Source organism: Micromonospora sp. A200, assembly GCF_029893845.1.
GTDB classification, from domain to species: domain Bacteria; phylum Actinomycetota; class Actinomycetes; order Mycobacteriales; family Micromonosporaceae; genus Micromonospora; species Micromonospora purpureochromogenes.
On the sequence record NZ_JARXXY010000060.1, the window covers coordinates 1 to 23,980 of the forward strand.

A 23,980-nucleotide genomic window follows, 5' to 3' on the forward strand; every position below is an offset into this window, starting at 1 on the left:
CGTCCTGGGCGCGGCGCGCCGGGCGGGGGGGGGGGGGGGGCCCCCCCGCGCCCCCCCCCCCCCCCCGCAACGTCTGTGCCCGCTCGGGCGGGTCAGTCCTCCTCGGCCTCCGGGCCGGCCACCTCGACGCCGTCGCTGCCGCGCACGACGTGGATGCACTCGCCCGGGCACTCCTTCGCCGAGTCGATCACCTCCAGGCGCAGGTGCTCCGGCACGTCCACCCGGCTGCCGGGGGCCAGTCGCAGCTCGCCGTCGGGGCCCTTGACGTACGCCAGGCCGTCGACGTCGAACTCGAAGACCTCCGGCGCGTACTGCACGCAGAGCCCGTCGCCCGTGCAGAGATCCTGGTCCACCCAGACCTGAAGCTGGTCCGTCACGACCTCCGCCACGATGCACCCCCCATGTTCTCCCGTCCCACGCCCCGACGGTACCTGAACGCCCGTACCCGCCCCGGAGGCGACCCTTGGCGATCAAGGTTCGGTGACGAGGGCGTTGCGTAGGACCGAATCGCGCTCATAGCGGCTAGTGTTAGGGCAGAACGTTCAAGCCCCCCGGGGAGGTGGGACGTGGCACGCAGCGACGACGCGGACTCGCGCGCCGCACGGTGGGAAAAGGAAGCCCACGATCTCTCCACGCAGGTCGCGTTCCTGCAAGAGGAACTCGCTCTGGTGCGGCGCAAGTTGACCGAAAGCCCCCGACACGTCCGGCAGCTCGAAGAGCGGCTGGCGGCCACCCAGGCACAGTTGGCGCGGCTGACCGAGAACAACGACCGGCTCGTGAGCACCCTCAAGGAGGCTCGCGCGCAGATCGTGACGCTCAAGGAGGAGATCGACCGGCTGGCGCAGCCACCTAGTGGCTACGGCGTCTTCCTCGCGCGGCACGACGACGGCACGGTGGACATCTTCACCGGCGGACGCAAGCTCCGGGTCGCCGTCTCGCCCTCGCTGGACGCCGCCGAGCTGCGGCGTGGCCAGGAGGTCCTGCTCAACGACGCGCTCAACATCGTCGACGCCTTCGGCTACGAGCGGGTCGGCGAGGTGGTGATGCTCAAGGAGATCCTCACGGGTCCCGACGGCAGCACCGGCGACCGCGCGCTGGTGGTCTCGCACTCCGACGAGGAGCGCATCGTGCACCTCGCGGAGACCCTGATCGGCTCGCCGATCCGGGCCGGCGACTCGCTCATGATCGAACCCCGCTCGGCGTACGCGTACGAGCGGATCCCGAAGAGCGAGGTCGAGGAGCTCGTCCTGGAGGAGGTGCCCGACGTCGACTACGGCGACATCGGTGGCCTCCAGTCGCAGATCGAGCAGATCCGCGACGCGGTGGAGCTGCCCTTCCTGCACGCCGACCTGTTCCGCGAGCACCAGCTCCGGCCGCCGAAGGGCATCCTGCTCTACGGGCCGCCCGGCTGCGGCAAGACGCTGATCGCCAAGGCGGTGGCCAACTCGCTGGCCAAGAAGATCGCCGAGCGCCGGGGTGAGGAGAAGCACACCAGCTTCTTCCTCAACATCAAGGGCCCCGAGCTGCTCAACAAGTACGTCGGCGAGACCGAGCGGCACATTCGGCTGATCTTCCAGCGGGCCCGGGAGAAGGCCGGCGAGGGCACCCCCGTCATCGTCTTCTTCGACGAGATGGACTCCGTCTTCCGCACCCGTGGCTCCGGTGTCTCCTCCGACGTCGAGAACACCATCGTCCCGCAGCTGCTCAGCGAGATCGACGGTGTGGAGGGGCTGGAGAACGTCATCGTGATCGGCGCCTCCAACCGGGAGGACATGATCGACCCGGCCATCCTGCGCCCCGGCCGGCTCGACGTGAAGATCAAGATCGAGCGTCCGGACGCCGAGGCGGCCAAGGACATCTTCTCCAAGTACATCCTCTCCGGGCTGCCCCTGCACCCGGACGACCTCGCCGAGCACGGCAGTGACCCGCAGGCCACCGTGGCAGCGATGATCGACGCGGTCGTGCTCCGGATGTACTCCGAGACCGAGGAGAACCGCTTCCTCGAGGTGACCTACGCCAACGGCGACAAGGAAGTCCTCTACTTCAAGGACTTCAACTCCGGCGCCATGATCCAGAACATCGTCGACCGCGGCAAGAAGATGGCGATCAAGGAGTTCCTCACCTCCGGACGCAAGGGCCTGCGCCTGCAGCACCTGCTCGACGCCTGCGTCGACGAGTTCCGCGAGAACGAGGACCTGCCCAACACCACCAACCCGGACGACTGGGCCCGGATCTCCGGCAAGAAGGGCGAGCGGATCGTCTACATCCGCACGCTCGTCTCCGGCGGCAAGGGCGCCGAGGCCGGCCGGTCCATCGAGACCGCCAGCAACACCGGCCAGTACCTCTGACCGGACGACGACGAAGCCCCGCGGCGCCCGCGCCGCGGGGCTTCCTCGCATGTCACGACACGTTCACCTGGGCGATGCGTCCCCAGGGAGTGGAATGCCGGACTCGTCGGTAGACTTCGCACACCGCCATCGACCGTCCGAGGAGCTTCGTGTCGTCCGAGGTCACCGTCGTTGACCCGCCCACCACGGCGGTCGAGGACGCGCACCCGCCCGCCCCGACCCGGCGCCCCTGGCGACGGGTCCCGGTCGTGCTCGCGGCGCTCGTGGCGGCCTGGGCCGTACCCGCCGCAACGCACGCCCTGCACGGCGGCTGGCTGCTGCCGCCGCTCGTACTGCTCGCCACCGCCAGCGTGCTGCGCGGCGGCCGTACCCTGCTCGACCGGCTGGTGCTCGCGCTCGCCCTGCTGCTCGGCGCGGCCACCGCCGGCGGACTGCTCTTCGCCGTCTGGCCCTGGGGCATGCGGCCCGTGCCGCTGACCGGCCTCGCCCTCACCGCGGTCGTCCTCGCCGCCGCCGGGCTGCGCCGACGCCCCCGCCTGCCGCGCCCCGGCTGGGTCGACCTGTTCCCCGTCGCCGGCACCGCCGCGATGCTCACGTACCTCTCCGCGCCCTGGCAGCGCGCCACCGACCTCGCCGACCAGTTGACCATCCTCGGCCGCGGCGAGGACAACTGGCGGCACCTGGCCCTCTTCGACGTCGTCGGCCGCCTCGGCGGCTACGCCTTCGTCGACCCCGCCGCCGCCAAGGACCAGATCCTCTCCCAACTGCTCTACTACCCCCAGGGCTGGCACCTGGTCACCGCCCTGCTCGACGGCTTCCTCACCCCCGTCGGCGCCGCGCCCCGCGGCCCCGCCGCCGTCGACCACTACGCCGGCTGGCTCATGGCCAGCTTCGGACTCCTCGTGCTGGTGGTGCTCTGGGCCGCGCACCGCATCGCCGGACCCGTCCACCCGATGCACCGCATCGTGCTCACCGTCGTCGTCGGCGCCCTGATCCTCGGCACCCAACTGCCCCGCCTGATCGTCTCCGGCTACCCGACCGAGATCCTCGGGCTCGCCCTCACCGTGCTCCTCGCCGCGCTGGTCGGCCGGCCACTCGCCAACACCCGCGAACAGGTCGTCCTGCTCGCCGCGCTGCTCGTCGCCATCGGCTTCACCTACTACCTGTTCCTCCCGCCCGCCGCCGTGCTGGTGCTCTGCTGGGTGCTCGGCCACCGGCGGGAGGCGCTGCGCCGCTGGCCCACCGTGCTCGCCGTCGGCCTCCTCACCGCCCCCCTCGCCCTGATCGCCCCGCTGCTCGGCGTGCTGCGCGCCAAGCAAACCGAGGCGCTGGCCGTCAACGGCGGCATCGAGGCCCGCACCGAAGCCTGGCGCGCCCTCATCTGGCTCGGCGGCATCGTCGGGGTGGCCCTGCTCGTCCAGGTCCGCCGCGCCGACCCCACCTGGCGGCGCTGGCTGCTCGTCGCCGCCATCGGCGTCGCCCTGCCGCTCGGCATCGCCCGGTACAACACCACCTCCGGCGTCGAGCCCGGCTACTACTTCATCAAGTCCACCCACCTGGCCACCGCGCTGCTCGTCGTCGGCGCCGCCGCAGTGGTCCGGCTGCTGCCCGTACCCCGGCCCGGCCGGTCGCCGCGCGGCGTCGCGACCACCGTCGCCGGCGTGCTCACCGGCGTCGTCGTCATGGCCGTCGCCGTGACGCTCTGCGGCGTCACCGGCTGGCACCCCAGCCTGCTCGTCGCCAACGAGCGGACCTGGACGCAACGGTGGGTGCACCAGGATCTGCACCTGCCGTCCAAAGAGGCGTGGGTCTGCGCCGCCGCCGCGCAGCGGTACCCCGACCTGCCCGACACCACCACCATCGTCCTCGACCGCGGCCCCTACCGGGGCTACGTCGAGACCCTCTGCGTCGACGCCCTGCACGGCACCACCGCGCGCACCGAACCCGGCGTATACAACCTGGACTTCCTCGAACCCGAACGCACCGACCAGATCGTCCGGCGGGTCTCCGGGCCGATCCGCTTCATCACCGCCGATCCCCGCGCCGAACGCCGGGTCCAGCGGCTGATCAGGACGGACCCGTCACTGCGGCACCGGGTCAGCTTCGTATCCCTCACCGTTCCCGAGTGCGACGTGCTCCCCTCCGAGCCGCCCCCCGTGCCCGGCGCCCCACCCGCGACACCCGCGCCGCCTGTGCCGGCGTGCCCCCCTACGCCCTGAGGCGGACTACGCTCGACGTGACGGGGGACCGGGTCGGGCGAGCGAAGCGGGTAGGTCGATGAGCGTAAGACGGATCATGGGCACCGAGGTCGAGTACGGGATCTCCGTGCCCGGCCAGGCCGGAGCCAACCCGATGGTCACCTCCTCCCAGGTGGTCAACGCCTACGGAGCGCGCCCCGAACTCAACCGGGGCGGCCGGGCCCGGTGGGACTACGAGGAGGAGTCGCCACTGCGCGACGCCCGCGGCTTCACCTACTCCGGAGCCGCGTACGACCCCGCCGAGGCGCTCGCCGACGAGGACCTCGGCCTGGCCAACGTGATACTCACCAACGGCGCGCGGCTCTACGTCGACCACGCCCACCCCGAGTACTCCACCCCCGAGGTCACCAACCCGCTGGACCTGGTGCGCTGGGACAAGGCGGGCGAGCGGGTGATGGCCGAGGCGGCCCGCCGCGCCGCCACCATCCCGGGCACCCACCCGATCCACCTCTACAAGAACAACACCGACAACAAGGGCGCCAGCTACGGCGCGCACGAGAACTACCTCATGCGCCGGCAGACCCCGTTCGCCGACATCGTGGCGTACCTGACGCCGTTCTTCGTCACCCGGCAGATCGTCTGCGGCGCCGGCCGGGTCGGCATCGGCCAGGACGGCGGCCAGAGCGGCTTCCAGATCTCCCAGCGGGCCGACTTCTTCGAGGTCGAGGTCGGCCTGGAAACCACCCTCAAGCGGCCCATCATCAACACCCGGGACGAGCCGCACGCCGACGCCGACAAGTACCGGCGGCTGCACGTCATCATCGGCGACGCCAACCTCTCGGAGATCTCCACCTACCTCAAGCTCGGCACCACCGCGCTGATCCTCACCATGATCGAGGAGAAGGCGCTCGGCGCCGACCTGGGCATCGCCGACCCGGTCAGCGAACTGCGCGCGGTCAGCCACGACCCGTCGCTGAAGCACCTGATGCGGATGCGCGACGGCCGCCGGCTGACCGCCCTCGACGTCCAGTGGGCGTACCTGGACCGGGTCCGGTCCTTTGTCGACGACCGGTACGGCGACGACGTCGACGAGCAGACCACGGACGTGCTGGACCGGTGGGAGAGCGTGCTGGACCGGCTCGGCCGCGACGCGTTCCTCTGCGCCGACGAGCTGGACTGGGTGGCCAAGCTGCGGCTGCTGGAGGGCTACCGGGAGCGGGAGAAGCTCGCCTGGGGCTCGCACAAGCTCCAACTGGTCGACCTGCAGTACTCCGACGTGCGCCCGGAGAAGGGCCTCTACCACCGGCTGGTGTCCCGCGGGTCGATGAAGACGCTGCTCGACGACGAGCAGACCCGCACCGCGATGGTCCAGCCGCCGGAGGACACCCGCGCCTACTTCCGGGGCCGCTGCCTGGCCCAGTACGCCTCCGAGGTGGTGGCCGCCAGCTGGGACTCGGTGATCTTCGACGTCGGCCGGGAATCGCTGGTCCGGGTACCGATGATGGAGCCGGAACGGGGCACCCGCGCGCACGTCGGCGCGCTGTTCGACCGGTGCGCGAGCGCCAAGGACCTGCTGGAGACGCTCACCGGCGGCTGACCGGCCGCCGACGTACGCCCGTCGGGTGCCGCGAGCCGGCGCGCGGCGGGCTTTTCGTCGCTCAGGCGAGGTAAGTTCATCGCAGACGATCGTGGAGGAGGCAGCCATGGCCACTCGTGACAGCGGCGGGCAGTCGCAGTCGGGCAAGGCCCGTCAGGGCGAGGAGATCGAGGACGTCACCACCGAGGCGAACCCGGAGGTCGCCGAGCGGCACGCCGAGATCACCGAGGACGTCGACGACCTGCTCGACGAGATCGACTCCGTCCTCGAGGAGAACGCAGAAGAGTTCGTGAGGGGTTACGTGCAAAAAGGGGGCCAGTGAGCCATATGTCCGATTCCCCGAGCGGGTCGGACAAGGTGTGCCCGCAGGGCAAGCGGGCACTTCCCCTCACTGAGTTCCACCACGACCGCCGACGGGTGGACGGGCTGGCCTTCCTCGGCAAGGCCCGCGCGACCGCCCGGTCGGAGGCGAGCCGCCGCGGGCCAGGCATCGGCCCGCAGAAGAGGTCTCCGGTGCCGGTCGCCGAGGGTCTCAAGTGGTGTTCGGGGATCTGCGGCGGCGCCGACCCGCAACACCTGGACCACGATCATCGCACCGGATGGGTGCGCGGGATACTCTGCTTCAACCGCAACGGTGGTCTTGGCCAGTTCCGTGACAGTCCCACGAGGCTGGCCAGGGCGATCACGTACCTGAGAGGAACCACGTGGCAGCGGGCTTTGATCCATCCGGGCGTCTACCAGATGTGTTCACCAACGCGGGGACGTCCTCCTTCACCTCGTTCCTGAGCAGGGTGGCCCCCGAGATGCTGCCCGGCCGACGGCCGCTGCCGCCGGGCATGGCCGCCGACCTGGCGCCGCACGCGACGACCATCGTGGCCATCTCGGCCACCGGTGGCGTGGTGATGGCCGGCGACCGGCGGGCCACCATGGGCAACCTGATCGCCCAGCGCGACATCGAGAAGGTGCACCCGGCCGACGCGTACTCGCTGGTCGGCATCGCGGGCACGGCCGGCATCGGCATCGAGCTGATGCGACTGTTCCAGGTGGAGCTGGAGCACTACGAGAAGATCGAGGGCGCGATGCTCTCGCTCGACGGCAAGGCCAACCGGCTCGCCTCGATGATCCGCGGCAACCTGGGCGCGGCCATGCAGGGGCTCGCGGTCGTGCCGCTCTTCGCCGGCTTCGACCTGGCCGCGACGGACCCGGCGACGGCCGGCCGGATCTTCAGCTTCGACGTCACCGGCGGCCCCTACGGGGAGACCGGCTACGACGCGATCGGCTCGGGCTCGCTCTTCGCCAAGTCCGCCCTGAAGAAGCGCTTCCGCCCCGGGATCTCCCTGGACGACGCGGTCCGGCTCGCCGTCGAGGCGCTCTACGACGCCGCGGACGACGACACCGCCACCGGCGGCCCGGACCTGACCCGGCGGATCTACCCGGTGGTGATGACGGCGACGGCCGACGGCACCCACCGGCTCACCGACGCCGAGACGGCGGCGATCGCCGAGGCGGTCGTGGCCGCGCGGATGGAGAACCCGGGCGGCTGAGGCCCGCTCCCACCTCACAGTCAGCAGTCGTCAGCACAGCGCCCGAAGGAGAACCGCCGCCGTGGCCATGCAGTTCTACGCCTCGCCCGAGCAGATCATGCGCGACCGCTCCGAGCTGGCCCGTAAGGGCGTCGCCCGGGGTCGCAGCGCGGTGGTCCTGAGCTATGCGGGTGGGGTGCTCTTCGTCGCGGAGAACCTCTCCAGCGCCCTGCACAAGGTCAGCGAGATCTACGACCGGATCGGCTTCGCCGCGGTCGGCCGTTACAACGAGTTCGAGAACCTGCGCCGGGCCGGTGTGCGGATGGCCGACCTGAACGGCCTGAGCTACGACCGGCGCGACGTCACCGGCCGGGCGCTGGCGAACGCGTTCGCGCAGACGCTGGGCTCGATCTTCACCGAGCAGTCCAAGCCGTTCGAGGTGGAGATCTGCGTCGCGCAGGTGGGTGCCACCGCCGAGGACGACGAGCTGTACCGGATCACCTACGACGGTTCGGTCAACGACGAGCCGGGCCGGATGGCGATGGGCGGTCAGGCCGAGGCGATCACCGGGGTGTTGAAGGCGCAGCACCGGCCGGAGATGTCGTTGAGCGAGGCGGTGCGGGCGGCCGTGCAGGCGCTGAGCAGCGTCGGCGGTGAGGGTGGGGCCGCCCGGACGATCGCCGCCAACCAGCTGGAGGTGGCGGTCCTGGACCGGCGCCGGGTGGGGCGTACCTTCCGGCGGGTCACCGGGGCGGCGCTGACCGCGCTGCTCGACGGGGACGCGGCGGGCGACGCCGCGCCGGCCGGGGGCCGGGCGAAGACGCCGACGGTGCCGACGGAGGAGGCGCACAAGCCGACCACCTCGGCCGCCTCGGCGGACCTGGAGGGTCAGCCGGAGGAGACGCCGGAGGCGTAGCGGTACCTGCGTCGGGGGCCGGGGATGTCCCCGGCCGCCGCAGCATGTCCGGCTCCGCGCGGGCCGCCGCGCCGCGGAACCCGCCGCCGAGTCCGACCGCACCCGGCCCCCGCGCACCCGCGCCCGGCCCGGCCCAAGCACTTTCACGGAAAGAGTGGCTACTCCGCGCGGAATAGCCACTCTTTCCGTGAAAGTGCAGCGCCACGTGGACGCCCGAGGCGGCCGCGGGACGCCGTCGCGGCGTCGGTACGCCCCGTCGGTCGGCCGGGGTTCGTTCGGGTCGGCCGGGGTTCGTTCGGGGTCGGCCGGCGCGGCGCCGGGACGCGCCTCGGGGCGTGTCCGGCGGGGTGCCCGGGGCACGGATACGGCGACGGCCGCCCGGCGCCTGCCGGACGGCCGTGCACCGTCGGAACGGTCAGCGCTTGCGCAGTAGCGGCTTGGCCAGGGCCCAGTAGCCGGCGGCGATGGCGTTGAAGACGCCCATGCCGGGGGGCGAGTCGATGTTCGATGGGGCGACCCGGGCAGTCATCAGCTCGGCGATGACCCCGTCGGGCACGATCCGCTCGTCCTGGAGCTGCCGGCGGCGCGACTTCAGCCAGGCCCGGTTGGTCCAGAGCCAGCCCCAGCCGCGGAACTTCTGCTTGACCCAGCCGCCGGCGAGCGCGGCGGCGAGCATGGCCACCTCGGTGAGCAGCAGGACCGGGGCGAGCACCACCAGCGTCCGGGTCTCGTACGCGGTGAGCAGCGTGACCAGCCGGTTGCGCTCGACCAGGTAGAGCTTGAGGGCGTTGCGGGAGAACTCGTAGTGGTGCCGGACGACGGCGTCCGGGACGTACTCCAGCCGGAGCCCGCGCTGCCAGAGGCGCAGGCTGAGCTCGGTGTCCTCGTGGTAGGCGAAGTACTCGGCGGCGAAGCCGTCCAGCTCCCGCCACAGCGCCCGGTTGATGACGAAGCAGCAGCCGCTGAGCGACGGCACGGTGGTGCGGACGGCGTGGGCGCTGGCCGGTTCGCCGTTGCCGCCGGCCCAGGACAGCCCGGTGAAGTGCAGCGGGTTGCCGGAGGTGTTGATCAGCTCCGGGCTGTCGGCGAGGCGGATGGAGGCCATGGCGGCGCCCACGCCCGGCTCGCCGGCCACGGCGACGACCTTGGCCAGGGCGTCGGGGGCGACAATGGCGTCGCTGTTGACGAAGGCCAGCCACTCGCCGGTGGCCTCGGCGGCGCCGACCCGGCAGCCGCCGGAGTAGCCGGTGTTCTCCTCGGGGCGGATCACCCGGACGCCGGACAAGCCCTTGACGACGTCGATGCCGTCGCCGGTGCAGCCGTTGTCGACCACGATCAGGTCGATGTCGACGTCGGTGCTGTCCAGCACGGCCCGGGCGGCGTCGACCAGGTACGGCTCGGCGCCGTAGGCCAGCATCACCGCGGTCACCTGCGGGCGGGTCATCGGATGCCTCCGGATACTCCGGTCGCCAGGGCGTCGTCGAGGGACCGGGTCGGGGTCGGGGTGGGGCGGGACTGGCGGCGCAGCAGCAGCGCCATGGCGGCGGCCACCACGACGGAGCCGACGGTGTAGGCCAGCTCGACGCGGAGCGCCACTGACGCCGGGGTGAGGGTCACGACGATCAGGGCGGCCACGCCGACGGTCCAGGCGAGGGCCTGGGCGCGGTGCCGGTCGAGGGCGAGCAGCGCCTGGCCGAGGACCATCGCCCACAGGTAGGCCAGGGTGGCCACGGCCAGCCAGGCGAAGTCGCCGTGGCCGAGCACGTCGGCGGCGTCGAACAGGGTGCCCACCAGCCAGGGGCCGAGGGCGATCGCGCCGATTGCGCCGAGGACGCCGAGCGCGGTGACGATGCCGAGCGCCCGGCGCAGCAGGCTGTGGAAGCCGCGCAGGTCGCCGGTGGTGGCGGAGGTGGCCAGGCCGGGCAGCAGCGACGCCTGCAGGGAGGCGAAGACGAACAGCGGGATGCGTACCAGCACCAGCGCGGAGAGCAGCGCTCCGGCGGTGGCGACGTCGGACGGGTCGAGCAGCCGTACGTTGATCACGCCGACGTTCACCACGACCTGGGAGAGCAGGCTGGAGACGGTGAGCAGGCCGAGGCCGCGCAGCAGCGCGCCCCAGGCGACCGGTACGCCGCCGCCGGCGGCACGCAGCACCGGCGGCAGGGTGAGCAGGACGCCGGCCAGTGGGGCGATCACCAGCACCAGCCCGTACCACAGGGGTGAGGTGACGCCGGTGAGCCCGAGCACGGCGACCATGGCGATCCGCAGTCCGCCGTCGACGCCGAGCTGGGTGCCGTACCAGGGGAAGAGTTGCAGGCCGGAGAGGACGCCGCGGGTGGTGTAGGCGACGGCCATGGCGACGAGCGCGCCGATCAGCACGGTGACCATGGCGGCGTCGCCGGCGAAGAGCCGGTCGGTGAGCGGCCCGTGCGCGGCGAGGATCACCACGATCATCGCGGCGAGCACCCCGGCGGCGAGGACGGCACCGCGGGCCAGCACGGGGCCGGGCGGCAGTCCCTGGCTGCGGCGGGCGGCGACGACCCGGGCGACCTCCTGTTCGACGGGCATGAACACGCCGATGCCGAGGGTGAAGACGATCGCCCAGAGCACCGACAGGGTGTTGTAGTCGGCCTCGGTGAGGCTGTGCCCGGCCACCGCGAGGTGGACGTAGGAGGCCAGCCCGAGCAGGGCCAGCCCGGCACCCACGGCGAGGGTGCCGGGCGGGACGAGGTGGAGCAGCCGCCGGATCACCGGCGGATGAGCGCCAGCGTGAGTACCGCGAACGCGCGACCGAGGTAGATCATCGCCTTGGCGGGGGAGTGGCTGGGCGTGCCGGCCATCCGCTTGCGCATGGCCACCGGCACCTGCCGGATCTTGTAGCCGCGCCGGGCGGTGTGCACCAGCGTCTCGACGGTGTCGCCGAGGTACTCGGCCGGGTACCAGCCGGCGAACATCTCGATCACCCGCCGGTTGGCGGCGCGGAAGCCGGACGTGGTGTCGGTGAGCTTGGTCTTGGCGACCTTGGAGAGCACGGCGGAGAGCATGACCATGGCCCAGCGGCGGGGGCCGCGGACGCTGTAGTCGCCCTCGCCGGCGAACCGGGCGCCGATCACCAGGTCGGTGTCGTCGAGCAGGTCGACGAGCTTCGGCACGTAGCGCGGGTCGTGCTGGCCGTCGGCGTCGATCTGGATGGCGACGTCGTAGTCGTTGTCCCGGGCGTACCGGTAGCCGAGCCGCATGGCCCCGCCGACGCCGAGGTTGTACGGCAGCTTGGCGACCCGCGCGCCGGCGGCGGCGGCCACCGCGGCGGTGCGGTCGGTGGAGCCGTCGTCGACCACCAGCACGTCGACGCCGGGCAGTTCGCCGCGGACCTCGCCGACGACGTCGGCGATCGAGCCGGACTCGTTGAGCGCGGGGATGATGATCAGAACGCGCTTGCCGTTAACCATCGTGGGACACCAGTTCATCTCGGGCTGATTCGGTGCGGGCCGCGCGGTCGGCGTCGACCTGGGCACGGAGCAGGGCGAAGTCTTCGGCCAGGGTGCGGGTCTCCTCCTCCAGGGCGCTGACCTCCCAGCTGAGGTGCACGCACACCAGCAGCAGGAAGACGATGCCGAGGAAGAGCACGAGGCTGACGCCGGAGACCACCCCGAGGAAGCCGGCCACGTTGTCGAGCAGGCGGGGGAACAGCGACAGTGGAATGACGATCAGGAGTACGGCCAGCCAGAGCATGCCGTACTTCTCGCGGAGCTGCCGGCGGCGCAGCAGCTCGACGATGGTGACCAGCAGGAGCAGGCCGGTCAGACCGGTGACCAGGGTGAGCTTCATGCGACCTTCCACGGGGCGGGTGGAGTGGGGGAGTCGAAGGCGTCGGACAGCGTGTCACGCCAGTCCGGCAGCGGCGGAAGACCTGCGGCCGCCCAGCGGTCGTGCCCTAGCACACTGTACGCCGGTCGGGCGGCCGGACGCGGAAACCGGTCGCTAGTGGTGGGTCTCACCCGCTCCGGGTCGAGCCCGGCCAGGGTGAAGGTGGCGCGGGCCAGGCCGCACCAGGTGGTCCGGCCGGAGCAGGTGCCGTGGTAGACCCCGGCCGGGGCGCGGCCGGCCAGCGCCGCGTCGGCCAGCGCCACCAGCTGGGTGGCCAGCGCATACGACCAGGTGGGCTGGCCCTGCTGGTCGTCAACCACGTCGAGCTGCTCGCGCTGCTCGGCGAGGCGGAGCATGGTGGCCACGAAGTTCGGCCCGTGCGCGCCGTAGAGCCACGCGGTACGGACGACGTAGCCGGTTTCCGGGAGGAATCGGGCCACGGCCCGCTCCCCGGCCAGCTTGCTGCGGCCGTACGCGTTGACCGGGTCGGTGGGCGCGTCCTCGGCGTACGGCTGCTCGGCGTCGCCGGGGAAGACGTAGTCGGTGGAGACGTGCAGCAGCCGCGCGCCGGTGGCGGCGCAGGCCCGCGCGAGGTGCGCGACCGCGTCGCCGTTGACCGCGGTGGCGGCCGCCTCGTCCCGCTCCGCGCCGTCGACGTCGGTCCACGCGGCGGTGTTGAACACCACGTCGTGGCCGGCCACGGCGGCGTGGACGGCCTCGGCGTCGGTGATGTCCAGCTCGGCGCGGGTGGCGGCGGTCACCTTCAGGTCCGGCCGGGTCGCGAGCACGGCCAGCAGGTCCCGGCCGAGCATCCCGCCCGCGCCGGTGACGAGCATTCGGCTCATGCGGCCTTGGTCGCCTTCAGCGGCTCCCACCAGGCCCGGTTGTCCCGGTACCACTGCACCGTCTCGGCCAGGCCGCGGTCGAGGTCGATGCTCGGGGCGTACCCCAGCTCGGCGCTGATCTTGCTGATGTCCAGCGAGTAGCGGCGGTCGTGGCCCTTGCGGTCGGCGACCGGGACCACCCGGTCCCAGCCGGCGCCGCACGCCTCGAGCAGCCGGCCGGTGAGCTCCTTGTTGCTCAGCTCGGTGCCGCCGCCGATGTTGTAGACCTCGCCGGCGCGGCCCTTCTGCTGCACCAGGGCGATGCCCCGGCAGTGGTCGTGCACGTGCAGCCAGTCGCGGACGTTGCCGCCGTCGCCGTAGAGCGGGACGGTGCCGCCGTCGAGCAGGTTGGTCACGAACAGCGGGATGACCTTCTCCGGGAACTGGTACGGCCCGTAGTTGTTGGAGCAGCGGGTGACCACCACGTCCATGCCGTGGGTGCGGTGGTAGGCCAGGGCGAGCAGGTCCGAGCCGGCCTTGGAGGCCGAGTACGGGGAGTTCGGGGCCAGTGGCCAGGTCTCCGTCCAGGAGCCCTCGTCGATCGAGCCGTACACCTCGTCGGTGGAGACGTGCACGAAGCGGCCGGTGCCGTGCCGCAGCGCGGCGTCCAGCAGCGTCTGGGTGCCCAGCACGTTGGTGGTGACGAACGGCGCGGCGCCGGCGATCGAGCGGTCGACGTGCGATTCGGCGGCGAAGTGCACGATCACGTCGTGATCGGCGACGACCTGGTCGACCAGGACCGGGTCGCAGATGTCGCCCTGCACGAAGCGCAGCCGGGCGTCCTCGCGCACCGGGGCGAGGTTGTTCAGGTTGCCCGAGTAGGTCAACTTGTCCAGCACGGTCACCGCGGCGGGCTCCACGGCGGGCACCCCGGCAGCGTCGCCGCCGGGCACGCCCAGCAGCATCCGTACGTACTCCGACCCGATGAATCCGGCTCCGCCGGTGACGAGAATCCTCACGGGTCCGGAAGTGTACGCGAATCCTCGCGGACCCCGGGGGACGGCGACCCCGGTGTCCGTTTGACGCCGGTGCAGGTAGTCTCCCCGGGTGCGTGGAATCCTTCTCGCTGGTGGCACCGGTTCGCGGCTCTGGCCGATCACCCGGGCGGTCTCCAAGCAGCTGATGCCGATCTTCGACAAGCCGATGGTCTACTACCCGCTGTCGACGCTGGTGATGTCCGGGGTGCGGGAGATCCTGGTGATCACGACGCCGGAGGACCAGTCCCAGTTCGAGCGGCTGCTCGGTGACGGCAGCCAGTGGGGCCTGCGGCTGGAGTACGTCACCCAGGCCCGCCCGGAGGGCATCGCGCAGGCGTTCGTCCTCGGCGCGGACTTCATCGGCGACGAGTCGGTGGCGCTGATCCTGGGCGACAACATCTTCCACGGCGCGGGCCTGGGCCGGCAGCTCGCCGCGCACGGCGACCCGGTCGGCGGGCGGGTGTTCGCGTACCCGGTGGCCAACCCGGAGGCGTACGGCGTGGTCGACTTCGACGACGAGGGCAAGGTGCTGTCGATCGAGGAGAAGCCGGAGAAGCCGAAGTCCCGGTACGCGGTGCCGGGCCTGTACTTCTACGACAACCGGGTGGTGGGCATCGCCCGCGACCTCAAGCCCAGCGCCCGGGGCGAGCTGGAGATCACCGCGGTCAACGAGGCGTACCGGGAGGCCGGGGAGCTGTCGGTGACCGTGCTGGACCGGGGCACCGCCTGGCTGGACACCGGCACCTTCGCCTCGATGATGCAGGCCGGCGAGTTCGTCCGGGTGATCGAGGAGCGCCAGGGCATGAAGATCGGCTGCGTCGAGGAGGTGGCCTGGCGGGCCGGCCTGATCGACGACGACCAGCTGCGCGCGCTGGCCGAGCCGCTGACCAAGAGTGGTTACGGCGACTACCTGCTCGGCCTGCTGGCCGAGAAGCACGGCGAGGCGGTGGCCCGCTGATGAAGATCCGGCAGCTGGGTATCGAGGGCGCCTGGGAGATCAGCCCGCAGCAGCACGGCGACCCGCGCGGGCTGTTCATGGAGTGGTACCGCTTCGACCGCCTCGCCGAGGCGGTCGGGCATCCGCTGCGGCTGGCCCAGGCCAACCTCTCGGTCTCCGCGCGCGGCGTGGTGCGCGGCATCCACTTCGCCGACGTGCCCCCGGGCCAGGCCAAGTACGTCACCTGCGTGCGCGGCGCGGTGCTGGACGTGATCGTGGACCTGCGGGTCGGCTCGCCGACGTTCGGCCGGTGGGAGGGCGTCCGGCTCGACGACGTCGACCGGCGCGCGGTCTACCTCAGCGAGGGGCTGGGGCACGGCTTCTGCGCGCTGACCGACGACGCGACGCTGAGCTACCTCTGCTCGACGACCTACAACCCGACCGGCGAGCACGCGGTGCACCCGCTCGACGCCGACCTGGCCATCGAGTGGCCGGCCGAGGCCCCGCAGCTCTCCGCCCGGGACGCCGCCGCGCCGACGCTGGCGCAGGCCCGCGAGTCCGGCCTGCTGCCGGAGTACGACGCCTGCCGGGCGTTCACGGCGAGCCTGCGGCCGGACGGAATGTCGTACTCGGACGGTATGTGATCGACCGGAGAGCACGACCTGTGCGGTGACAGTGACGAACGGGGCCTCCGGGCGGCTAATGTCACAGCATGGAGCGGCGAATCTTCGGCCTCGAGACCGAGTACGGCGTCACCTGTACCTACCGCGGGCAGCGTCGGCTGTCCCCTGACGAGGTCGCCCGGTACCTCTTCCGCCGCGTCGTGTCGTGGGGCCGGTCCAGCAACGTGTTCCTGCGCAACGGTGCCCGGCTCTACCTGGACGTCGGCTCGCACCCGGAGTACGCCACTCCGGAGTGCGACTCGGTGGTGGACCTGGTGGCCCACGACCGGGCCGGCGAGCGGATCCTGGAGGGGCTGCTCGTCGACGCCGAGAAGCGGCTGCACGACGAGGGCATCGCCGGTGAGATCTACCTGTTCAAGAACAACACCGACTCGGCCGGCAACTCGTACGGCTGCCACGAGAACTACCTGGTCTCCCGGCACGGGGAGTTCGGCCGGCTGGCCGACGTGCTCATCCCGTTCCTGGTCACCCGCCAGCTGATCTGCGGCGCCGGCAAGGTGCTGCAGACCCCGCGCGGCGCGGTGTACTGCCTGTCGCAGCGGGCGGAGCACATCTGGGAGGGCGTCTCCTCGGCGACCACCCGCAGCCGTCCGATCATCAACACCCGCGACGAGCCGCACGCGGACGCCGAGCGGTACCGCCGTCTGCACGTGATCGTCGGTGACTCGAACATGAACGAGGTCACCACGCTGCTCAAGGTGGGCAGCGCCGACATCGTGCTGCGGATGATCGAGGCCGGGGTGGTGATGCGCGACCTGACGCTGGAGAACCCGATCCGGGCCATCCGAGAGGTGTCGCACGACATCACCGGCCGGCGCAAGGTCCGGCTGGCCTCCGGCAAGGAGGTCAGCGCGCTGGAGATCCAGCATGAGTACCTGACCAAGGCGACCGAGTTCGTCGAGCGCCGGGGCGGCGACCAGACGGCCAAGCGGGTGGTGGAGCTGTGGGGCCGGGTGCTCAGCGCGGTGGAGAGCGGCGACCTGGACCCGGTGGCCCGCGAGATCGACTGGGTGACCAAGCTGCGGCTGATCGAGCGCTACCAGCGCAAGCACGACCTGCCGCTGTCGCACCCCCGGGTGGCCCAGATGGACCTGGCCTACCACGACCTGCGGCGCGGCCGGGGCCTCTACGGGCTGCTGGAGCGGCGCGGGCAGGTCGACCGGGTGGCCACCGACCCGGAGATCTTCGAGGCGAAGGAGACCCCGCCGCAGACCACCCGGGCCCGGCTGCGCGGCGAGTTCATCCGGCACGCCCAGGAGAAGCGGCGCGACTTCACCGTCGACTGGGTGCACCTGAAGCTCAACGACCAGGCGCAGCGCACCGTGCTCTGCAAGGACCCGTTCCGGGCGTACGACGAGCGGGTGGAACGCCTGATCGCCAGCATGTGAGGACGTCGGCGGCCGGTGCCGGGCACCGGCCGCCGACGCACCGGTACGCTGGCGTCGCGATGAACACTTCCTCACCCTCCGACCGCGATCGCGGCACCGAGAAGCTGAACTGGGTCGAACGGCGCCGGGAGAAGATCCGCGCCGAGATCGAGCGCAACCGCCGCGGCGAGTACACCGTGCCGACCTGGGTGCTCGCGGTCGCGCTGATCGCCATCGTCGGTGGTTGGCTGGCACTGATCTTCCTCGTCGGCTGATCCCGCGCCGCCGACGTGCCGGGCTGAGCCGGGGCGGTCAGGCCGCCAGGCGGGCCGCGTGCCGGCCGGCGGCGGCCGCCGCCAGGAAGTAGGCGTGGTCGGCGTCCAGGCCCCGGCCCATCGTGGACAGCGTCACCGGCAGGGCGCGCAGCGCCGCGTCCAGGCCGTCGGTGGGCACCCGGACCAGGGTGTGCCGCCCCGCGAGGGGGGCCAGCGCGGCGTCCACCTCCGCCGCCAGCGCCGCGGCCAGGCCGTCCGGTACGACGAGGTCCGCCGGGGCGAGGGCGACCCGGCCGTACGCGGTCAGGCTGTGGTGGGAGACCCCGCGGTGCCGGGAGCGCGGGTCGGCCTCGGAGATCCGCAGCGAGCCGACCGGCCGGCCGCCGAGGGTGGCGACGGCGTTGACCGCCTCGCCGACGGCGACCCCGGAGAAGCCCCAGGTGGTCCCGGTGCCCAGGTTGCCCGGGCCCTGGGCGACGATCGCCACGTCGGCGCGGAGCACGTGCCGGGCGGCCAGCAGGCCGCTGTGCAGGGTGGTGGCCTCCAGGTCGCCGCCGAACGCCTGCCCGACGCTGACCGTGCCCACCAGCTCCCCGCGCAGCCCGTCCAGCGTTCGGGAGAACCAGGCCGGCAGCGCACCCCCGTCGGTGAGCAGGTACGCCACCCGGGCGTCGGGGGAGTCGGCGCGTACGCCGGCCAGGATCGCCGGCAGCGCCGAGTGCAGGTCGGCGGTGACCACGGGCAGCCCGTCCAGGCTCTCCGCCCGGGCCAGCAGCTCGTGGTGCTCCGACGCCTCCTCGTCCACCCCGAGCATGATCGCCTGCAACGGGGTGTAGCGGGCCTTGACCAGGTGGCCGGCGTCGCGGGTGTCGCCGGCCTGCGGCGGGTCCGGCGGCAGCCGGTCGGGCAGCGCCACGACCAGGGCGTAGCCGCCGGTGCCCAGCCCCATCAGCAGGGCGCCGGCGTTGAGCAGCACCCGGTCGCCGGGCACCGGGTCGCCGACCAGGGCGGGGTACGCCAGGGCGCGCAGGGCGCCGCCGTCGGGCAGGTCGACGTCGAGTTCCACCGCGCCGGCCCACCGCCGTCGTACCGCCGTCACCGTTCCGGACCGCCATCGCACCATGCCGGGCACGCTATCCGCGCCCGGCGGCGGCGCCGCGCCCGGGTCAGGGCGGGCCGGGCCGCCGGTGGTCCTGCTCCTGGTCCTGGGTACGCCGGGCCCGCCGCCCGTCGGGTGCCGGGCATCGAGCGGGTGGGATCGAGGAACACGAACCGGAACTCCGGGTAGCGGTCGATGAGCCGGCGCTCGGCCTCGTCGGCGGCAGCCTCGATGTCGGCGCCGGTGGCCTCGTCGTGGAAGTCGACCTTGGCGGCGACCAGGATCTCCTCCGGGCCGAGCAGCATGGTCATCAACGTGTCGACCCGGTCGACCGCCGGCAGGCCGGCCAGTTCCCGCTCGATCTCGCGGTGCAGCCGCTCCGGCACGGACCGGCCGACCAGCAGCGACAGGTTGCTCCAGGCCAGGATGGTCGCCACCACCAGCAGCAGCAGACCGATCCCGATCGAGGCGAGTCCGTCCCACAGCTCGTCGCCGGTGAGGTGGGACAGGCCCAGCCCGACGGCGGCGAGGAGCAGGCCGACCAGGGCGGCGCTGTCCTCCAGGAACACCGCCTTGACGGTGGTGTCGGCGGTCAGCCGCAGGAACCGGCGCGGGCTGGTCCGCCAGCGGCGCGACTCGTTGCGCACCTGGCGCCCCGCCCGGATCAGCGAGACCGACTCGATGACGAAGGACACCCCCAGCACCAGGTAGGAGACGAGGTAGTCCCCGCTGTGCCGGTGCACCAGGATGGTGGTCACGCCGTGCGTGATGGCGAAGCCCGCCCCGGCGACGAAGGTGAACAGCGCGGCGAGGAACGCCCAGACGTAGCTCTCCTTGCCGTACCCGAAGGGGTGCCGGGTGTCGGCGGGCCGCGCGCCCCGGCGCAGCGCCAGGTAGAGCAGCACCTCGGTGGTGGTGTCGGCGACCGAGTGGGCGGCCTCGGAGAGCATCGCCGCGGAGCCGGAGATCAGGCCGGCGACCAGCTTGGCCACCGCGATGGCGAGGTTCGCCGCGCCCGCCACCACGACCGTGCCGACGCTCTCGGCCTTTACCTGGCCCTCCGACATGCGCCTCACCCTAGGGCGGTCGGGCCGCCGCCGTCCGGTGACCGGCGGCAGTGCGCCGCGCGCCGCGCCCGCGCGGGTGCACGGCCGCGGCGCGCGGGCTGCTAGCGTTCACATCGTGTCGCGGAGCCGTACCGAACGCCTGGTCAACCTGGTGATCTGTCTTCTCTCCACGCGACGGTTCCTGACCGCCGCGCAGATCGCCGCGACCGTGCCCGGTTACGAGCACGATCCGGACGACGCCAAGGAGCACGAGGCGTTCCAGCGCAAGTTCGAGCGGGACAAGGCCGAGCTGCGTGAGCTGGGCGTGCCGCTGGAGACCGGCACGGCCAGCGCCTTCGACGCCGAGCCCGGCTACCGGATCGCCCACCGGGAGTACGCGCTGCCGGAGATCCCCCTGGAGCCCGACGAGGCCGCGGCGGTGGGCATCGCCGCGCGGCTCTGGCAGCACGCCGGGCTGGCTGCGGCCGCCTCCTCCGGGCTGGCGAAGCTGCGCGCGGCCGGCGTCGACGTGGACCCGCAGGCCACCCTGGGCCTGGAGCCGATGGTCACGGTCGATCCGGCGTTCGCGCCGCTGACCGCCGCCGCGCGGGACCGGCGCGAGGTCGGCTTCGACTACCGGGTGCCCGACCGGGACGCGCCGACCCGCCGCCGGTTGCAGCCGTGGGGCGTGGTCTGCTGGCGCGGCCGCTGGTACGTGGTCGGCCACGACCTGGACCGGGACGCCACCCGCTGCTTCCGGCTCTCCCGGGTGGTGGGCGCGGTGCGGGTGACCGGCGAGCCCGGCGGGTACGAGCCACCCGTCGGGGTCGATCTGATCAGCCACGTGGCCCGCTGGTCCGGGCCGGTCGAGCGCACCGGCCGGGCCACCGTGCTGGCCGCCCCGGGGCGCGCCGCCGGCCTGCGGCGCTGGGCCGTGCAGACCCTGCCGGGTCCGGACGGAGACCGGCTGGTCCTGCCGTACGCCGACCCGGACTCCCTCGCCGGCCACCTCGTCGGGTACGGCCCGGACGTGCGGGTGCTGGAACCGCCGGAGGTGCGCGACGCGGTGATCCAACGGCTCAAGGAGATCGCCGTCCGGCAGGACGACCTGGCCGTGGCCGGAGGCCCCCGGTGACCCGGCCGGCCGCCCGGAGCGGCTCCCGCACCTCCGCCGACCGACTGGCCCGGCTGCTCAACCTGGTGCCCTACCTGCTCGCCCGCCCCGGCATCGAGATCGCCGAGGCGGCCGGCGACCTGGGCGTCACCGAGCGGCAGCTGCGCGAGGACCTGGAGCTGCTCTGGGTCTGCGGGCTGCCGGGCTACGGCCCGGGTGACCTGATCGACATGGCCTTCGACGGCGACCGGGTCACCATCACCTACGACGCCGGCATCGACCGGCCGCTGCGGTTGACCCCGGACGAGGCGCTGGCCCTGGTGGTGGCGCTGCGGATGCTCGCGGAGACGCCCGGGGTGGCCAACCGGGAGGCCGTGGAACGGGCCCTGGCGAAGATCGAGAACGCGGCCGGCGACCTGGTCGGCGCGCCGGTGGCGGTGCGGCTGCCCGGGGACACCCGGCAGGTCGAGGCGCTGCGCTCGGCGGTCGAGGGCGGCCGGGCGCTGCGGATCACCTACTACACGGCGGCGCGGGACGAGACCAGCGAGCGCACCATCGACCCGCTGCGGATGCTGATGGTCGGCGGCCGGGCGTACGTGGAGGCGTGGTGCCGCCGGGCCGAGGCGGTCCGGCTGTTCCGGGCCGACCGGATCGACGCGATCGCCGAGCTGGACGAGCCGGCGGTGGTGCCGCCGCAGGCGCGCCCGCACGACCTCACCGACGGGGTGTTCCACCCCTCGCCGGACCTGCCGCTGATCACCCTGCGGATCGGTCGGGGCGAGCGGTGGATCACCGAGTACTACCCGTGCGAGCGGGTGGAGGCCGGCGACGGCGACCAGTGGCTGGTCTCGCTGCGGGTGACCGACCTGGGCTGGGCCCGCCGGTTCGTGCTCGGGCTGGGGCCGGACGTCACCGTGGTGGCCCCGGCCGAGCTGGCCGATCAGGTGCGGGCGCAGGCGCTCGCCGCGCTGGAGGCGTACGGGACGCCGGTGGGCGACAACGCGCCGTCGGCCGACCCGGCGGTGGGGGCCGTCACCCAGTAGGCTGACCGCCGTGGTGAAGTGGATCGTTCTCGCGGTGGTGCTGTTCGCACTCGTCGTGCTGGCCCTCGCGGTCCGGCCGGTGCTGGCGCGGCTGCCCCGGCTGCGTCGGGCGGCGGTGGCGCTGCAGCGACGCCAGGCCGACGCGGACGCCCTGCGCGAGGCCGCCGAGGCGCTCTCCGAGCGGGCCGAGACACTCCAGCGGCAGGTCGAGACGACCCAGCAGCGGGTGGAGCTGATCAAGGCCAAGCGGGGTAAGTGATCGACCCCGGTCGGTGAACCGCGCGTCGGCTGCGCGATCCGGGTGCCTTTCGCGCACGGATGGACGTCCCCAGGTGGTTGACGGGACACGCGAGGGTGGTCAAGACTTCACCGGCCGGACGCGTCACCAGCGGCCCGGCGGGTGGCAACGGCTCTCGGCGCACGTACGATGGGCTGCGACACACCCTTCGACACAGAGCGACTGGAGCTTCCCATGGGTGCCCTCAAGCCGTGGCACATCGCCGTACTCGTGGTCGTGCTGATCCTGCTCTTCGGCGCGAAGCGGCTCCCCGACGCGGCCCGCTCGCTGGGCCGCTCGCTGCGGATCATCAAGGCGGAGACCAAGAGCCTGCAGGACGACGACCGCGACCTGGCCGAGAAGGCCGACGCGCAGGCCGGCTACCAGCCGCTGCCGCCGCACGCGGGTCAGCAGCCGTACGCGCAGCAGCAGTACGCCCCGCAGCAGGCCCCGCAGCAGCCGGTCGCCCCGCCGGTCGACCCGGTGCAGCGCGTCCGCGACAACTGACCGAAGGGCCCGAGCACCGTGGCCTTCGCGCTTCGCAAGCGCGGCCCGAGCGATTTCGAACGGGCCGCCGACGGCTCCATGACCCTCATGGAGCACGTCCGTGAACTCCGCAACCGTCTCTTCCGCGCCTCGCTGGCGATCCTGGTCGGCTTCGGCTTCGGCATCTGGCTGGCGACGCCGGTCCGGGAGCTGTTGTCCAAGCCCTACTGTGACCTGCCACAGGCGAAGGACCCCGAGACCGGGCTGTGCAAGTTCGTCCAGCTCGGTGTGGCCGATGTCTTCCTGCTGAACCTGAAGATCGGCCTCTGGGTCGGGCTGATCATCGCGGCACCGGTCTGGCTCTATCAGCTCTGGGCCTTCATCGCGCCGGGCCTGCACCGCAACGAGCGGCGGTACGCCTACGTCTTCACGGCGCTCGCCGCGCCGCTCTTCGCGGCCGGTGCGGTGCTGGCGTTCTTCGTTACCACCAAGGGCCTGGAGTTCCTGCTCGACGTCTCGGGTGACGACATCTCCACGACGCTGGAGGTCACCCGGTACATCTCGTTCGTCACCAACCTGATCCTGCTGTTCGGGGTGGCGTTCGAGTTCCCGTTGATCGTGCTGATGCTCAACTTCGTCGGCCTGGCCAGCGCGCGGAAGCTGCTTAGCTGGTGGCGGGTGGCGGTCTTCGTGTTCTTCGCCTTCTCGGCGGTGGTCACGCCGACCCCCGACCCGTTCGGCATGACGGCGTTGGCGATCTGCCTCTGCGCGCTCTACTTCGCCGCGGTCGGGGTGGCCTTCATCAACGACAAGCGGCGGAGTCGGGGCAAGGAGAGCTACTCCGACCTCAGCGACGACGAGGTGTCGCCGCTGGAGCTGGACCCCGAGCCGGTCGAGGCGTCCGCGCGGGTGGACTTCTCCGGGCCGGTCGGCGCGCCCGCGCCGGTCGCCGCGCCCGCCCCGATCGACCGCCGCTTCGACGACATGACCTGAGGGCCTCTGCGCCCCGGGTTGTCCACGGCGCCGCCTCCGCCTGCCGGGGCGGCGCCGCCGCGTCATCCCCGCCGAACGACGAAGCCGGCGGGAGGTCAGGGAGCGGCGACGGGTGGAGACAGGCATGGGTGGCGCCCCTGTCGGGACCCCAGCCGGCGGGAACGTCCTGATCGGGGCTAGTTCCGTGTCCATGAACGTTGGCCGGGTTGGGTCGGGTTGGGAGAATGTCGTAGGGGTGGTGTTGGCTTCGGTTTGTGCCTCGCCGTCGGGATCCCGCCGCGGAGCGGGTCGTGTACCGCACCGCGCGTGTCGCTGTGCGGGTCACGCCCGGCCAGCGGCGCCGGTGTTTC

The 23,980-nt window shown here is 72.5% G+C and carries 25 protein-coding genes; 16 read left to right on the forward strand and 9 right to left on the reverse strand.

The features are described from left to right. Positions 1-92: 92 nt before the first annotated feature. Complete coding sequence (locus M2302_RS31545; protein WP_091106683.1) at positions 93-389, reverse strand: ferredoxin; 297 nt, start codon at positions 387-389, stop codon at positions 93-95. 177 nt (positions 390-566) lie between these two features. Between M2302_RS31545 and arc the strand changes: the two genes are divergently transcribed. The 7 genes from arc (at position 567) to prcA (ending at position 8,582) form a co-directional block, all read left to right on the forward strand. After that, on the forward strand, positions 567-2,348 hold the full coding sequence (gene arc / locus M2302_RS31550; protein ID WP_280841451.1) for a proteasome ATPase: 1,782 nt from the start codon (positions 567-569) through the stop codon (positions 2,346-2,348). A 149-nt stretch (positions 2,349-2,497) separates the two neighbouring features. Further along, complete coding sequence (locus M2302_RS31555; RefSeq protein WP_280841452.1) at positions 2,498-4,567, forward strand: hypothetical protein; 2,070 nt, start codon at positions 2,498-2,500, stop codon at positions 4,565-4,567. Between the two features lie 58 nt (positions 4,568-4,625). Next, positions 4,626-6,143, forward strand: coding sequence for a depupylase/deamidase Dop (gene dop, locus M2302_RS31560; RefSeq protein WP_348529482.1), 1,518 nt, complete (start codon positions 4,626-4,628; stop codon positions 6,141-6,143). A 106-nt stretch (positions 6,144-6,249) separates the two neighbouring features. Beyond that, the gene (locus tag M2302_RS31565) at positions 6,250-6,465 is read left to right on the forward strand and encodes a ubiquitin-like protein Pup (RefSeq protein ID WP_074477166.1); all 216 of its coding nucleotides are present in this window, start codon (positions 6,250-6,252) and stop codon (positions 6,463-6,465) included. A 5-nt stretch (positions 6,466-6,470) separates the two neighbouring features. Further along, positions 6,471-6,929: an endonuclease domain-containing protein gene (locus M2302_RS31570; RefSeq protein WP_280841470.1), complete on the forward strand. Its 459-nt coding sequence runs from the start codon at positions 6,471-6,473 to the stop codon at positions 6,927-6,929. After that, a complete protein-coding gene (gene prcB, locus M2302_RS31575) occupies positions 6,848-7,687 on the forward strand; it encodes a proteasome subunit beta (protein ID WP_280841453.1) in 840 nt (279 codons plus the stop codon). The genes M2302_RS31570 and prcB overlap by 82 nt, the downstream gene beginning before the upstream one ends. 61 nt (positions 7,688-7,748) lie before the next feature. Beyond that, entirely contained in the window at positions 7,749-8,582 is an 834-nt protein-coding gene (prcA, locus tag M2302_RS31580; protein WP_280841454.1) for a proteasome subunit alpha, read from the forward strand. 415 nt (positions 8,583-8,997) lie between these two features. Here prcA and M2302_RS31585 read toward each other — a convergent pair whose 3' ends face one another. Genes M2302_RS31585 through rfbB form a run of 6 tightly spaced genes read right to left on the reverse strand, consistent with a single transcriptional unit; the run spans position 8,998 to position 14,292 of the window. Then, positions 8,998-10,026 carry a glycosyltransferase family 2 protein gene (locus tag M2302_RS31585; RefSeq protein ID WP_280841455.1) on the reverse strand — a complete coding sequence of 343 codons (1,029 nt, stop codon included), beginning with the start codon at positions 10,024-10,026 and terminating at the stop codon, positions 8,998-9,000. Continuing rightward, a complete protein-coding gene (locus M2302_RS31590) occupies positions 10,023-11,333 on the reverse strand; it encodes a polysaccharide biosynthesis protein (protein ID WP_280841456.1) in 1,311 nt (436 codons plus the stop codon). Before M2302_RS31590 ends, M2302_RS31585 begins: the two co-directional genes overlap by 4 nt. Next, the gene (locus tag M2302_RS31595; protein ID WP_280841457.1) at positions 11,330-12,031 is read right to left on the reverse strand and encodes a glycosyltransferase family 2 protein; all 702 of its coding nucleotides are present in this window, start codon (positions 12,029-12,031) and stop codon (positions 11,330-11,332) included. The genes M2302_RS31590 and M2302_RS31595 overlap by 4 nt, the downstream gene beginning before the upstream one ends. Beyond that, positions 12,024-12,410 (reverse strand): DUF2304 domain-containing protein, encoded by a 387-nt coding sequence (locus M2302_RS31600; protein ID WP_280841458.1) that lies wholly within the window; start codon positions 12,408-12,410, stop codon positions 12,024-12,026. Before M2302_RS31600 ends, M2302_RS31595 begins: the two co-directional genes overlap by 8 nt. Further along, the gene (rfbD, locus tag M2302_RS31605; RefSeq protein WP_280841459.1) at positions 12,407-13,294 is read right to left on the reverse strand and encodes a dTDP-4-dehydrorhamnose reductase; all 888 of its coding nucleotides are present in this window, start codon (positions 13,292-13,294) and stop codon (positions 12,407-12,409) included. Before rfbD ends, M2302_RS31600 begins: the two co-directional genes overlap by 4 nt. After that, on the reverse strand, positions 13,291-14,292 hold the full coding sequence (rfbB, locus tag M2302_RS31610) for a dTDP-glucose 4,6-dehydratase (protein WP_280841460.1): 1,002 nt from the start codon (positions 14,290-14,292) through the stop codon (positions 13,291-13,293). The genes rfbD and rfbB overlap by 4 nt, the downstream gene beginning before the upstream one ends. A gap of 88 nt (positions 14,293-14,380) precedes the next feature. On the opposite strand from rfbB, the gene rfbA reads away from it, so the two are divergent. From rfbA to M2302_RS31630, 4 genes are all read left to right on the forward strand, one after another. Then, on the forward strand, positions 14,381-15,268 hold the full coding sequence (rfbA, locus tag M2302_RS31615) for a glucose-1-phosphate thymidylyltransferase RfbA (RefSeq protein ID WP_210776249.1): 888 nt from the start codon (positions 14,381-14,383) through the stop codon (positions 15,266-15,268). Continuing rightward, positions 15,268-15,891 carry a dTDP-4-dehydrorhamnose 3,5-epimerase gene (rfbC, locus tag M2302_RS31620; RefSeq protein WP_280841461.1) on the forward strand — a complete coding sequence of 208 codons (624 nt, stop codon included), beginning with the start codon at positions 15,268-15,270 and terminating at the stop codon, positions 15,889-15,891. The genes rfbA and rfbC overlap by 1 nt, the downstream gene beginning before the upstream one ends. 68 nt (positions 15,892-15,959) lie before the next feature. Continuing rightward, a complete protein-coding gene (gene pafA / locus M2302_RS31625; protein ID WP_280841462.1) occupies positions 15,960-17,318 on the forward strand; it encodes a Pup--protein ligase in 1,359 nt (452 codons plus the stop codon). Positions 17,319-17,377: 59 nt separating this feature from the next. Beyond that, positions 17,378-17,572 carry a hypothetical protein gene (locus M2302_RS31630; protein WP_154937302.1) on the forward strand — a complete coding sequence of 65 codons (195 nt, stop codon included), beginning with the start codon at positions 17,378-17,380 and terminating at the stop codon, positions 17,570-17,572. A 37-nt stretch (positions 17,573-17,609) separates the two neighbouring features. Here M2302_RS31630 and M2302_RS31635 read toward each other — a convergent pair whose 3' ends face one another. Continuing rightward, complete coding sequence (locus M2302_RS31635) at positions 17,610-18,695, reverse strand: DUF3866 family protein (RefSeq protein ID WP_280841463.1); 1,086 nt, start codon at positions 18,693-18,695, stop codon at positions 17,610-17,612. Beyond that, complete coding sequence (locus M2302_RS31640) at positions 18,668-19,738, reverse strand: cation diffusion facilitator family transporter (protein ID WP_280841464.1); 1,071 nt, start codon at positions 19,736-19,738, stop codon at positions 18,668-18,670. The genes M2302_RS31635 and M2302_RS31640 overlap by 28 nt, the downstream gene beginning before the upstream one ends. Positions 19,739-19,853: 115 nt before the next feature. Here M2302_RS31640 and M2302_RS31645 point away from each other — a divergent pair, with 115 nt between their 5' ends. The 5 genes from M2302_RS31645 (at position 19,854) to tatC (ending at position 23,630) form a co-directional block, all read left to right on the forward strand. Further along, a complete protein-coding gene (locus M2302_RS31645; RefSeq protein ID WP_280841465.1) occupies positions 19,854-20,852 on the forward strand; it encodes a WYL domain-containing protein in 999 nt (332 codons plus the stop codon). Further along, positions 20,849-21,874 carry a YafY family protein gene (locus tag M2302_RS31650; RefSeq protein WP_280841466.1) on the forward strand — a complete coding sequence of 342 codons (1,026 nt, stop codon included), beginning with the start codon at positions 20,849-20,851 and terminating at the stop codon, positions 21,872-21,874. The genes M2302_RS31645 and M2302_RS31650 overlap by 4 nt, the downstream gene beginning before the upstream one ends. Before the next feature lie 10 nt (positions 21,875-21,884). Next, positions 21,885-22,133 carry a hypothetical protein gene (locus M2302_RS31655; protein ID WP_280841467.1) on the forward strand — a complete coding sequence of 83 codons (249 nt, stop codon included), beginning with the start codon at positions 21,885-21,887 and terminating at the stop codon, positions 22,131-22,133. A gap of 213 nt (positions 22,134-22,346) precedes the next feature. Then, positions 22,347-22,658: a Sec-independent protein translocase subunit TatA gene (gene tatA / locus M2302_RS31660; RefSeq protein WP_088962283.1), complete on the forward strand. Its 312-nt coding sequence runs from the start codon at positions 22,347-22,349 to the stop codon at positions 22,656-22,658. 18 nt (positions 22,659-22,676) lie between these two features. Then, on the forward strand, positions 22,677-23,630 hold the full coding sequence (gene tatC / locus M2302_RS31665) for a twin-arginine translocase subunit TatC (RefSeq protein ID WP_280841468.1): 954 nt from the start codon (positions 22,677-22,679) through the stop codon (positions 23,628-23,630). Positions 23,631-23,980: the final 350 nt, after the last annotated feature.